This is a genomic window from Gilliamella sp. ESL0405 (genome assembly GCF_019469205.1).
In the GTDB taxonomy this organism is placed as follows: Bacteria; Pseudomonadota; Gammaproteobacteria; order Enterobacterales; family Orbaceae; genus Gilliamella.
In genome coordinates this window covers 1,184,096-1,197,534 of sequence record NZ_CP048265.1, presented here as the reverse complement: position 1 = coordinate 1,197,534, position 13,439 = coordinate 1,184,096, and the positions used below count along the sequence as shown (strand labels likewise).

Sequence of the window (13,439 nt, the reverse complement as noted above, 5' to 3'; positions counted from 1 at the left end):
CATTCTTATAAATAATCTTTGCAAATTAAATAATAATTATTATCATTTATCAATATTTTTTATTAGTAAATTTCATAATATATTGATAATTAATTTATTATTTTTTGTGAGAAAAGCAAATCTGTTAACTTTTTAATGACTTTTTTGAAAAATAATTAACATTAGGATATCATTATAATTGTGTTGATAATAGTTATCATTTTCACTATATTATGGATTCTATCTGAAGTCATAACTACATGGAAAACAAGTAATGAAGAATAAAATAATGGCAAAAATTAGTCTATTTTTGTTAATTTTAAGCTTCAACAGTTTAATCAACCATAGCTTTGCTAATGAAAGAATTGTTGTTGCAGGAGGATCCCTCACAGAGATAGTATTTGCTTTAGGTGCGGGAGATCAAGTTGTTGGGGTGGATAAAACCAGTAGCTACCCCGAAAAAGCGAAGCAACTTCCGCAAATCGGATATTGGAAATTATTGAATATTGAAGGTATCTTGTCATTAAATCCTACCCTTTTTATTACTTTAGAGGATGCCGAGCCTGATAACATTATCAGCCAAGTAAGCCAAGCTAAGGTTGATGTTTTGCCATTGAAGCGAGTTCCGGGCACTATTGAGTTGTTATATGAAAATATTGAAAAAATTTCGGCAAAGCTCAATAAACAAACCGAAGGACAACAATTAACCAATAAGATAAAAACCAACTTAGCACAAATCCAAGACAAAATTACAACTCATCCTCAAAAAGCCAAAGTACTGTTCCTAATGAGCATGGGAGGCACCAATTCTGTCGCAGGTAAAAATACAACAGCAGATGCGTTAATTGAAATTGCGGGCGGTGAGAATCTGGCAAAACATAATAGCTTTAAAAGTTATACCGCTGAATCATTAATTGCTATGAATCCCGAAGTTATTTTGTTAAATAGTCATTCAATTAGCCAGCTAGGCGGGCTTGATAAAGTTAACACAATTCCCGGTATTACCGAAACATCGGCTTTTAAAAATCATCGCATAGTGACGATAGATGATAGCTATTTATTCGGTATCGGCCCCCGTATTGATGAGGTGACCAAAATACTTTATGCAAGTTTTTACCCTGAAAATAAATAACCACAATCGGATTTTAAAAAATAATTATATCAATTAGTTAAAGAAGCAATTGAAGTACATTATTCGTATTTATCATTTTTGAAAGGAATAAAATGTTTGACTTAATTAATCTAAAGAAAACCGGCACGCTAGCAATAGGGTTAACCTTAGCGTTACCTACCGTCGCCGCTCAAACTCAAGATGAAGAAAACAATATTGATACCATTACAGTAACGGCTCATGAAGCCACCAAAACAGCTGGTACTAATACAGAAATTTCGGAATCAGATATTAGACGTGATGGCGGTACGAACTTTGGTAGTATCATGCGTTATCAACCGCTTATTTCAGCGCCGGGCAATATTTCCGGTTCCGGCAGTGGTAAAAGCAGTTGGGATCGTGGTGGATTTACCGGTTACAATATTCGTGGTTTAGATGCTAATCGTGTATCGATTGATATTGACGGTATGCCATTACCGATTGCTCAAGGGCGTGTTAATTCTGTTGGTAGAGCGGGATTTGGTTCATACGGTATTGGTCGTGATTACATTGATACTTATATGTATAACAAGGTTGATATTCAATCTGGCGCAACATCTGTCAGTAATGCAAATAATGCCTTAGGTGGCTCTGTTTCATTCCAAACTAAAACAGCCAGTTATTATTTGTATCCGGGCAAAACCAGCTATTTTGGATTTCAAAATAATTACGACAGCGCCGATAGAAGCTATCATCAAGGTATAACTATCGCCGGAGGTGATGAGTACCTTAATGGAATTCTTGTATTAAGCCGTCGTGACGGACAGCAAGGCCGCAATTACGGAGATTCTATCAATAGCTATCCTGAAAATTGGCACTCAAATTCAATTTTAGCGGGAATTGGATGGCAAATGACGGACGAGCATTTGGTCAACGCAACGATTGATTTCAACAGTAAAACCAAAAACTCTCATTATGATACTTGGGATCGGTATGGTAAAAAAATTGAATCGTATGATCATCAGCGTAGTAAAAATAATCGCTTTAACTTAGCGATTAAAGATCAATGGAAACCAACCAACATTAGTTGGATTGATAGTTTAACCACTCAGATAAATTATCAACGCACAAATGTATTTGATGATACCTATTTGCGCCATAGTTCTAAAGGTAACTTCAATACTCAAACAAATTACAATACAAAATCTTATAACTTTATCACAACCCTATTAAAAAGTTTTGATAATCAAAAAATTACTGCTGGTTTAAATGCTAAGTGGAGTGAAGATGAATCGCCATTTTATACTTCTGCAAAATCACAAAATGGTCGAATTTTCCCTGACGGAGATTATACCAAACCGCAAGCAGATAGCCGTAGCTATCAAATAGGTGGATTCTTTGAAGATCGCATTAGTTTTAATATTAACGATAGCAACAATTTTTATATCGTTCCGGGAGTAAGAGCTATCTATCAAAACACCAAACCACGTAATCTTGAAAATATGGCGGTATCGAATATCAATTCGAGCCAATTAGGTAAACAGTACAATAGTAATAGTGACTTTAAAATCCTACCGTCTCTAGCGTTTATGTACGATCTTAATCCTAATTTAACCGCCTATTTACAATATAAACGTGGCGCACAAATGCCAAACCAAAACCAGTTATACGGTTCGTATTTGGCGCATAGTCAAATGTATGTTTTGGTAGGTGATTCAAATCTTAAAACTGAAACCAGCGATAATTTTGAATTGGGTCTGAAAGGTCAGCCTGTATCTGGTATGACACTATCTTCAGCGGTATTTTATAATAAATACAAGAATTTTATTGCGTATTCTCGTTATAAGAAAAATTTTGTTGGAACAGGCAACCGTATAGTTTACCAATCGGAAAACCGGGATAAAGCCTATATTTACGGAGCAGAATTAAGCAGTGAATTTAATTTTGGCTCATGGTTTGAATCTGTCAATGGCTTAAGTGCTAGATTCGCCATTGGTTATAACCAAGGTAAATCTAAATCAAGCTATTTAGGCGATAAATATGTTGAAATGGATACCATTGCACCATTAAAAAGTACTATTGGTCTAGCATGGGATGATCCAAATAAACTCTATGGAGTTGCTGTGACGGCAACTTTCCAAAAAGGGAAGAAAACAGAATCGACAACACGTGAAACACATAGTAATGACGGAACACCAATTAAAGACTCAACGGACGAATACTTTAGAATCGCCGGACATGGTACCGTTGATTTAACTGGTTATGTCAATATTACTAAAAATGTAAAACTAAGTGGCGGTATTTATAACTTAACTGACCAGAAATACTGGGATTATTTAAGCAATAATAAACTATATCGCTCATCAGATCACAAATACCTAGATATGTTTACCGCTCCGGGTAGAACATTCCAATTAGGTTTAGATATCGATTTTTAATTTAATAGAAAGTTAACATTTACTGATCATAACCCGCTTTAGCGGGTTATTTATTTTCAAAAACCGATCTGAAAGTTTTGTACATTTGATGTAAGATTAATTCTAAAAATAAAATTTAACCTAATCCCCTTCGATAATTTTTTATAAAAACTTTTATTTTAGCCAATTCAAAATGCTTCACCTTAAAAAATATCATTATAAAATATAGATTTATTAAAATTAATTTCTTTCATTATGTATTTAATAAAATATTACATGTAATATTTACATGTAATATTTTTGTGTTAATATTACTGACATTAAATTCTAATTAAATCCAAAATAAATTTTATGAAAAAAACAAAAGAGATCAAAAACTCAGCCTTCTATCAAAAACAATATCGACAACGATTACGTGAACAAGGTTTAGTAAAAAAAGAAGTTTGGATTTTACCGGAAAATACCTCAAAGCTAGTGGAAATTGAAAAACAGTTTCGCAAACCTTTGATATCAAGTAACGTAATTTATAATCATCAACAGGAAAACAATGAAATGAAAAAAAATGAAGTTTGGTTAATTACAGATCTTTATGAACAATTAAATAATTCTGAATTAGTTAAACAAGGTTATGCAAGTATTGAAATTATCGATGGTGTAGATGCATGTTTGTTTATCATTATGCATGAATATGGCGATTTACCCTTGTATTTAAGTGTTTCAAATCAACAAATTATTGTTGAAGCTCTGCTTTGGCCTGTTGATATGATTAAAGATTTAACCCAATTTAACGAAGAAGTCTTATGTTCACGTAAATTATTTCCTTTATCAACCATAGCGATAGAAAAAAGTGGCGACGGTTCAATAAATTATATAATGTATGGTGCTTTAAGTGCTTCATCAATACTTAACAATATTATTTATGAATTAGAAACTTTATCTGATAATGTGATTAAAGCCACTGAAGCTTTTGAAAATTACATCAATGATTAACCAATTGAATTATGCTAGAAAAAAGGAGATTAAAAATGGCTATCTTCAAAAAACTTGTTACGGCACTCCGTGGTGGTATCAATGAGGTTGGAGAATCAATTATTGATACTCAAGCTTTACGTATCTTGGATCAAGAAATTCGTGACGCAGATATGGAGTTAAAACAAGCTAAAGAGTCATTAGCAAATATACTTGCTCAACAAAAATTAGCTGATAAAGAAGTAAAACTTACCGCAGAAAAAATCGCTGAGTATGAAAGCTACGCTATAAAAGCGTTAGAAGCAAATAATGAAGAGTTGGCGTTAGAAGTCGCGGAAAAGTTAGCTCAGCTTGAAACGGAGCATGATAACTATTTAAAACAGGCTAAGTGTTTCACTGAAAGTTGTAAAAATTTACGCCAAACCATTTCCCAAACAGAAATTAATATTCGTAATTTAAAACAACAGGTAGATATTGTTAAAGCAACAGAAAGTGTACAAAAAGCTCAATCAGCTGTTGCACAACGTTACGGTGGTTCAACAACCAAATTGCAAACAGCTTTAGATTCATTAGATCGAATCAAGAAACGTCAGGAACAAACGGCGGCAGTATTGGATGCGAAAAATGAACTAGCTAAAAGTGACAGTGCTAACTCGCTTGATAGTAAGCTCGAGGAAGCCGGCATAAAATCAAGTAATAAAAATGCCATTGCCATTTTAGCTCGATTGAAAGAAAAACAAACTTCCTAGAATTTTATATTATGTAACTATTTTGTTTCTGGTATAAACTAATAAACATTATAACTATTTATCTAACTAAAAATAAAAATGCATATAAAAATGCAATTAAGGAAATATAATGGAGCTTTTTTGGGGAATATTTTTTTCTTTTCCTGTAGTAATTTTCAGTGGATTACTTACGCTTTGTGTGTTGTATTGGTTAACAGCTGCAATTGGTATCTTAACTGTTGATTGTTTAGATGTCGATCTGGACACCGATATGGGCGATTTATCAACAGATATTCCGGGTAATGCATCTGGATTTGCCGGATTATTATTGAAATTAGGCTTCAATCAAGTCCCCATGACACTTGTCATAACCTTAATTTCTTTGCTAGGCTGGTTGATAAGTTATTTTTCCTTTCGTTTTTTTATCTTACCGTTTAGTAACCTTACCTTTGTTTATTACATCGTAGGATTACTCGTTTTATTCATTGCTTTTATTGTTGCGGTTTATCTAACTGCATACATCATAAAACCACTCAGACCATTATTTAATAAATTGAATATAACTCAAGATCATAAAGTTTTACTTGGCCAATCAGTAATCATTCGGTCAAGTGCCGTTAATGAAATTAAAGGTGAAGCAATTTATGAAGATGGCGGAGCTAGTTTAATATTGCAAGTAAGATGTAAAGAGCCGAATCAATTTAAGCGTCACGATAAGGCTATCTTGCTACGTTATGATGAAACCGACAATAGCTATGAAATAGTTAGTTTAGAAGAGTTTAATGGATTATAAAAATTAATTTTTTTGGAGAAAAGTAAATTATGTCAATGAATTTCGATACCATCATTTTATTTGCTACAGTTATAGGCGTTATCTTTCTTGTTATTTTAGGATTTTTCTTATTATTTAAAGCATTCTATATCAAAGTTCCTCAAGGTACTGCGCTTATTGTCAATGATATGAGCTCAAAACCGAAAGTCTACTTTACCGGTGCTTTAGTTTATCCGGTTATACATAAAAAAGAGTTTATGAAAATCTCATTAATTACTTTTGATGTAGAACGTCGTGGTAAAGATGGATTAATTTGTAAAGACAACCTACGTGCTGATATCTGTGTTGCATTCTATTTGCGTGTTAATGAAACCACCGAAGATGTATTAAAAGTTGCAAAATCAATTGGCGTTGACAGAGCATCTGATCAAAAAGCAGTTAGTTCATTATTTAGCGCTAAGTTTTCTGAAGCATTGAAAACCGTGGGTAAACAATTTGAATTAGCCAAATTATTTGAAGATCGCTTAAATTTCCGTGAACGTATTATCGATGTTATCGGTAAAGATCTTAACGGTTATGCGCTTGAAGATGTGGCAATTGACTATTTAGAACAAACACCTATTAAAGCATTAGACCCGGATAATATTTTTGATGCAGAAGGGATTAATAAAATTACCTCAATTACTGCAATTCACAAAGATGAAACCAATAAGCGAGAAAGAGATCTTGAACTGGCTTTAAAGAAAAAAGACACCGAAACTATCGAAGCCAAACTAGAACTTGAACGTCAACAAGCCGATGCAGAAGCACGACAAAAACGTGAAATTGAGACAATCCGTGCTCGTGAAATGGCTGAAACCTTAAAAGTGCAGGAAGAAGAACGATTAAAAGCTGAACAAGCACGCATTCAATCGCAACAGGAAATTGAAGTACGTGAAGAGAATCGTTTACGTGAAGTCGAAGTTGCACAACAAAATCGCCTAAGAGCCATTGCGATTGAAGAAGAACGGGTACAACGTGCACGCTCGCTTGAAATCGTGGCACGGGAACGAGAAGTTGAATTACAACGTATCGAAAAAGATAAAGTTCTTGAAGAAGAAAAGAAAACGATTGCCAATGTAATTCGTGAAAGAGTCGCAGTTGAAAAAACTGTTGCAGTTGAAGAAGAAAACATTAAAGAAGTGCGTGAAGTTTCAAGAGCAGATCGAGAAAAACAAACTACAATCATTGAAGCAGAAGCTCGAGCTGAACAAGAACTGGTAAAACAAGTTAAACAAGCTGAAGCTGATGAAAAAGCATCTAAATATCGTGCAGTTGAAATTAGTACAATGGCACAAGCTGAACTTGAAGCAGCTGCAAAACAATCTGAAGCCAAAAAACAATTAGCACAAGGAATTGAAGCTGAAGAAGCGGCAATTGGCTTAGCTGAAGCGAAAGTCCGTAAAGCTCGTGCAGAAGCAGAAGAAAAAGAAGGATTAGTTAAAGCCAATATCAAAGCTGAAACTTTATTAGCAGAAGCAAAAGGTTGCCAAGAAGTCGGATTATCTGAAGCAAAAGTTATTGAAGCGAAAGCGATTGCAACTGAAAAACAAGGTTTAACAGAAGCTAAAATTCTTGAAGAAAAACTCTCTGCGCAAGCACGTGGTGATGAACGCATCGGCCTTGCTAAAGCAACGGCAACCAAAGAACAAGGTTTAGCAGAAGCTTTAGTTATTCGTGAGCGTTTAACTGCTGAAGCAAGCGGTTTAGTTGAGAAATTCCAAGCGATGGCAACGATGAGTGAACAGTCACAAAGCCATGAAGAGTTCCGTTTAGCATTGGAAAAAAGTTTCGAACAAGCCATTGCTGCAATTGACGCTAATAAAGAAATTGCTAAAGAACAAGCCGAAGTACTTGCAGCCGCATTTAGTAAAGCTAATATCGAAATTGTTGGTGGCAATGATAACTTCTTTAACAGCTTCTCTAAAGCGATTAGTGTTGGTAAAGCTATTGAAGGAACAGTTAACCAAAGCCCTGTTTTACAATCTGCATTACAATCAGTGCTATCACGCTTATCCGGCAATAAGAATGTGAATTTAAAAGAGACGTTAGAAAATACTGATCTAAAGGCACTCGCTAAACAATTTTTATCATCTGATAGTAAAGATAGTGAACAAGACCACTAGACAGATAATTCGTAATTGAATTGTCACTATCATCTGTTTTCGGTAGTTAGCTACCGAAAACAGTAGCCCTTCTACATAATGATCAATGAGTTTAAAATGGCAGAAATAGAACAAGATAACGAACAACAAACAACACTTGATAAAGCTGTTGCTGAAGGTGGTGCTTATGAAATCCTTCGAAAACGTCTCACCGCTTTAGGAATAGAGCTTAACCAAAAAACAGAAGCTTTAAATCAACAAAGGCTGTCCGAATTTGGTAAAAGTGATATGTCAATTATAGGACGAATTCGTATCCGAACGGAAAACAATTGTGTCGCACGAGACATTGTCCGTTTTGGTGATTGGTTACTATTTGGATATAACGTTTTTTTAGGCTTAAAAAAAGAAGCAAAAATTGAAGATGTCTTTTCACTTTATCAACTGGTTGAACGTGACGGTAATTATGAAGCCGATCCTGTAAATCTTTCCGGTACATTTTTAAATATTGATCGTTTTGTTCAAGACTTCAGTGAGTTATATACCTACTACAAAAATGCCCAATTGCTACAACTGGTTGAACGTGACGGTAAATTACTGGCAAGCTTTCAAATTGGTGAACGATTAAGCGATATCCGTGTATTTCGTTGGTCAATCTCAAGTGATAAGAAAACCATTAACTATATCGATAATCGTGGAGAACGTGATATAGCCCTTCCACCAGCTTATGATTTTGAATGGATTGAAACAACAAGAGAAAATATTGTTAATGGTCGATTTCCACACGTCAATATCTTAGATACTGTGTTTGTCGAAACCATTGGTGGAGATTTGACAATTAAATGTGAAAATAATACCAATGATGGGCTGGGTATTTATCGTGAAGATGTGTTAGATAAAAACCAATCGATAAATGATGCAAAAATTGAATATGCCAAAGTAGGTTCGCTGATACTTTTAAAAGTATTACCATACCGTGAAGAAAATTGGCGCTATTTGATTTATAACACCTTGACCCAAACAGCGCAACGAATTGATTTTATTGGACAAGCTTGTATTCAACTACCGGAAGATCATGGTGTTATATTTCCTGGTGGATATTACTTGCAAAATGGTGAATATAAAACATTCGACCAATCAATGTCAGGAATGCGTTTTAGACGGATTAGACGTTCCCCAAATGGCGAAGATGTGTTATATATTTTTTATGACCCGTATACTGGTCGCCTGGCATTATTCAACTACAACATGATTGAACGAAAACTGGATAATCCTATTTTAGGTCATGGTTATGCAGTTTTTGAAGACGGAAGAATGGTTGTTTTTGAAGGTGAAAATGATGAACCAACTCGAGTCCATCCAATGCAAATTTGGCAAACTCCTTTTTATAGCGATGAATTTGCCGCTCAACAACCAACAAACAATAGCTTTTTAGGTAAAATCGGAAACGCTGAACTTGTTCGTGGTATTTCAGATCTTTACTTTATTTCACGTGAAATTGATAACCAATCTATTTCTTCACAGCTCTATAGTAAATTAAGTGAAGACACAAAACGATTATTCGATAGTTATTTTTGGTTAAATGATGAAGTAAATCTTTCATTTTCACCAATATTACGCAATATCACCCAAACCAGTGAATTAGTACTGGATGAATATGAAAAAGTCGAAAGCATACGCCGCCAGTCCGAAAGTGCGATGCGTGAAGCAATCACAAATCAACAAGATTTATTATCAAAGTTATACCCTGATAGCTGGCAAGAAACACAAGAGTTTGTCGATGCTTTAAATGCCATAAAAATGCAATTAGGTAGCCTTGTTACTTTAAGAAGTTATCGCTATATCGATTTAAATCAGATCGATATAATGGAAAATGAACTTAAAGAGCGTCAATCAGTTGTTTCATTAGCGACAGCAAACTTTCTCGATAGTGATAAAGCATTAGAACCTTATGCCTTAAAAATAGAAGAAATTGAGAAATCTCTTGAAAAAGCCGATACCGTTGCCAAGTTGATTGAACCAATAGCAATAGCCGATCAAATGTCTAATGATCTTGATATGCTTTCGCAATTAATGGCGACATTAAAATTTGATGATGTCACTTTACAAACAAGAATTATTGAAGCTATTGCTGAAGTTTATGCAAAACTCAATCAAACAAAAGCCAAAATCAACCAAAAACGAAAAAACCTATCGAGTACTGAAATGGTTGCTCAATTTGGCGCACAATTCAAACTGTTTGGACAAAGTGTTGCCAGTGCTTTAAGTTTAGCTACCACGCCAGAAAAATGTGACGATGAATTATCAAGGCTTTTAGTACAACTCGAAGCGCTTGAAAATCAATTCAGTGAAAGTGAAGAGTTCCTTAATGATATTCTGGCTAAACGGGAAGAGATATTAGAATCATTTGAAACCCATAAACAATCACTACTTGAAGATAGAACAAGACGAACAGAAGCGTTACTTACGGCTGCCAATCGAATTTTAGATAGTATACCAAGAAGAACGGCTAAATTTTCTGATCAAAATGAGTTAAATGCTTTTTTTGTTGCCGACGCTTTAGCTTTAAAAATTCGTGAAATAGTCGAAAAATTAAGAGCACTTTTTGATAATGTCAAAGCAGATGATATTGAATCTCGTTTCCAAAGTGCCAGAGATCAATCAATACGCGCCTTACGAGATAAATCAGAAATCTTTGAATCTGGCGGAAATGTAATCAAATTGGGGCCAAGACATAAGTTTAGTGTCAACACCCAAGAGCTTGATTTAACCATTGTACCAAAAGAAGATCATCTTTATTTGCAATTAACGGGTACTGATTATCAGGAAAGAATCAATCACCCTAAATTAGAAAGTTATAAACCTTTCTGGTCAATTTCATTAGAATCCGAATCGCCTAGTGTTTACCGTGGTGAATATTTAGCATATTCAATAATTAATTCAGCGCTTAAAAAAGAGCATGATTTAAGTTATGACGATTTAAAAAATCAATTAAACCAACCTGAGGTATTAGCTAAAACAGTAAGAGATTATGCGTCAATGCGATATCGTGAGGGCTATGAAAAAGGGATTCACGATCACGATGCATTAAAAATATTAGCCAAACTGATTCCGCTAGGTGAAGCGGCCGGTCTATTACGCTATAACCCTTTAGCCCGAAGCTTAGCTATCCTTTTTTGGCATTATAATCAAAAAAGTGATATTGCCAAATTATGGCCAGAGCGAGCCAAAACTTGTAAAGATATACAGGCGTTATTTGGTCATGATGAAGGTATAAGAAATCTTCAAACAGAGATGTCTTTTGAATTAACCCAATTTTTAGAAAAGTATCCCATTCAACATGAACAGTATCATGTAAAACAAGCAACTGAATATTTAAGCTATATATTAGCCGAAACACCACAAGAATTTACGTTAAGTAAATATGGCCACTATCTATTTGAAGGTTTAAAAGCCCGCCTCGAGGAATCTCATATGTGGGGTGATTTTAACCAATCACAAAGCAATCTTCAAAAACGACTTGCCGATCGCTGGATTCTAATCGAAAGTTGGTTTAAAGGTCTTTGTACCCTACCCCAATATCAAAAACTATCAGACTATATTGCTGAAGCTTTAGTATTGTGTATGTTAGATAAAGAAAGTAGCATTACGCTGGGAATTAGCGAGCTTGAGCTTGATATTTCCGTCAACGATTTACTTGGCGATCATCCAAGTATAATTCAGGGAGTGTTGAATATTAATCTTGATGATTTCTTTAGTCGCATGCGTAAACAGTCCAGAATTATTATTCCGGAGTTTCAGCATTATCAAAGTCTTCGTCAGGAAGTACTCGATGAACAACGTGATCTGCTACATCTGGAGGAATTTAAGGCTAAACCATTAAGTTCGTTTGTGCGAAACAAACTCATTAATCAAGTTTACTTACCTATCATTGGTGATAACTTAGCTAAACAAATGGGAACGGTTGGTGAAACTAGACGTACCGATTTAATGGGGTTATTACTGCTTATATCTCCACCGGGTTATGGTAAAACGACATTAATGGAATATGTTGCTAATCGTCTTGGATTAATCTTTATGAAGATTAACGGACCGGCTTTAGGCCATAGTGTGTTATCTTTCGATCCAAATCAAGCACCGAATGCAACTGCCAAACAAGAGTTAGTAAAACTTAATCTAGCGCTTGAAATGGGAAATAACGTCATGCTTTATATTGATGATATACAGCACACCAATCCGGAATTCTTACAAAAATTCATCTCCCTTTGTGATGGTTCACGCCGAATAGAAGGTGTTTGGAAAGAAAAAACTAAGACCTATGATCTTCGAGGTAAAAAATTCTGCGTTATTATGTCAGGTAACCCGTATACTGAATCAGGAGAAGTATTCAAAATACCAGATATGTTGGCTAACCGTGCAGATATTTATAATTTAGGTGAAGTTCTTGGTGGTATGGATGAAGTTTTTGCTTCAAGTTATATTGAAAACTGCTTAACTTCAAATCCAATTCTAGCACCACTTGCGTTACGTGACTTAAATGATCTTTATCAACTTATTGACCATGCACAAGGCAAGCCACTTAATAGCAATGAATTAAGTTACGCTTACAGCCAAGCAGAAATCAGTGAAATTGTTGCAGTACTTAGTCACCTATTGAAAATTAGAGAAGTGGTATTCAAAGTTAACCAACAATACATCGTTAGTGCTGCTCAATCAGATAAATACCGTACAGAACCACCTTTCAAACTTCAAGGTAGTTATCGAAACATGAATAAACTTGCTGAGAAGGTTTCTTCTGTTATGAATGATGATGAACTTAATCAAATCATCAACGATCACTATTTGGGTGAAGCTCAACTATTAACTAATGGTGCTGAAGAAAATCTTCTTAAACTCGCTGAAATTCGTGGCGTATTAACTGATACACAAACTAAACGTTGGCAACAAATCAAAGCTGATTTTATACGCAATAAAACACTAGGTGGTGATGAAAGTGATACCGGAAACCAAATTGTTACGCAATTGGCTGACTTAGTGCAAAGTGTACAGGCTTTGCAGTTATCATCAAATAAAAAACCGAAAAAAGAGAAAAGAAATACAAAAGGTAAATAGCGAAATTTAATTATATTTTATTGTTAATAAAAAAGGCGGAAATAGACTTCCGCTTTTTTATTATTTAGGAAAAAAGGTAATTAAAATAGGTCAAATCCACATTAATGATAAAAATCCGTATAATAAAAAGGCAAAAATATAACAACTTATTGGTGTGATTATCAATAAAATACCTAATCTTCGCATAATTTTGGTTTTAGCGAAGCATAAAATTATTATACCAATTACGAA

The 13,439-nt window shown here is 34.5% G+C and carries 7 protein-coding genes; all 7 read left to right on the top strand.

The window, feature by feature from the left end:
* Nucleotides 1–253: 253 nt before the first annotated feature.
* The 7 genes from GYM74_RS05280 to GYM74_RS05250 all read left to right on the top strand — a co-directional run bounded on the left by GYM74_RS05280 (nucleotide 254) and on the right by GYM74_RS05250 (nucleotide 13,208).
* The gene (locus GYM74_RS05280) at nucleotides 254–1,111 is read left to right on the top strand and encodes a hemin ABC transporter substrate-binding protein (RefSeq protein WP_220219441.1); all 858 of its coding nucleotides are present in this window, start codon (nucleotides 254–256) and stop codon (nucleotides 1,109–1,111) included.
* A gap of 92 nt (nucleotides 1,112–1,203) precedes the next feature.
* Entirely contained in the window at nucleotides 1,204–3,507 is a 2,304-nt protein-coding gene (locus GYM74_RS05275; protein ID WP_220219440.1) for a TonB-dependent receptor domain-containing protein, read from the top strand.
* Nucleotides 3,508–3,837: 330 nt separating this feature from the next.
* The gene (locus tag GYM74_RS05270) at nucleotides 3,838–4,476 is read left to right on the top strand and encodes a YjfI family protein (protein ID WP_220219439.1); all 639 of its coding nucleotides are present in this window, start codon (nucleotides 3,838–3,840) and stop codon (nucleotides 4,474–4,476) included.
* 35 nt (nucleotides 4,477–4,511) lie between these two features.
* On the top strand, nucleotides 4,512–5,204 hold the full coding sequence (locus tag GYM74_RS05265; RefSeq protein ID WP_220219438.1) for a PspA/IM30 family protein: 693 nt from the start codon (nucleotides 4,512–4,514) through the stop codon (nucleotides 5,202–5,204).
* 109 nt (nucleotides 5,205–5,313) lie between these two features.
* Entirely contained in the window at nucleotides 5,314–5,976 is a 663-nt protein-coding gene (locus tag GYM74_RS05260; RefSeq protein WP_220219437.1) for a hypothetical protein, read from the top strand.
* A 35-nt stretch (nucleotides 5,977–6,011) separates the two neighbouring features.
* Complete coding sequence (locus tag GYM74_RS05255) at nucleotides 6,012–8,120, top strand: hypothetical protein (protein WP_370634052.1); 2,109 nt, start codon at nucleotides 6,012–6,014, stop codon at nucleotides 8,118–8,120.
* A gap of 96 nt (nucleotides 8,121–8,216) precedes the next feature.
* Nucleotides 8,217–13,208, top strand: a complete 4,992-nt coding sequence (locus tag GYM74_RS05250) for a DNA repair ATPase (protein WP_220219435.1) — start codon at nucleotides 8,217–8,219, stop codon at nucleotides 13,206–13,208.
* Nucleotides 13,209–13,439: the final 231 nt, after the last annotated feature.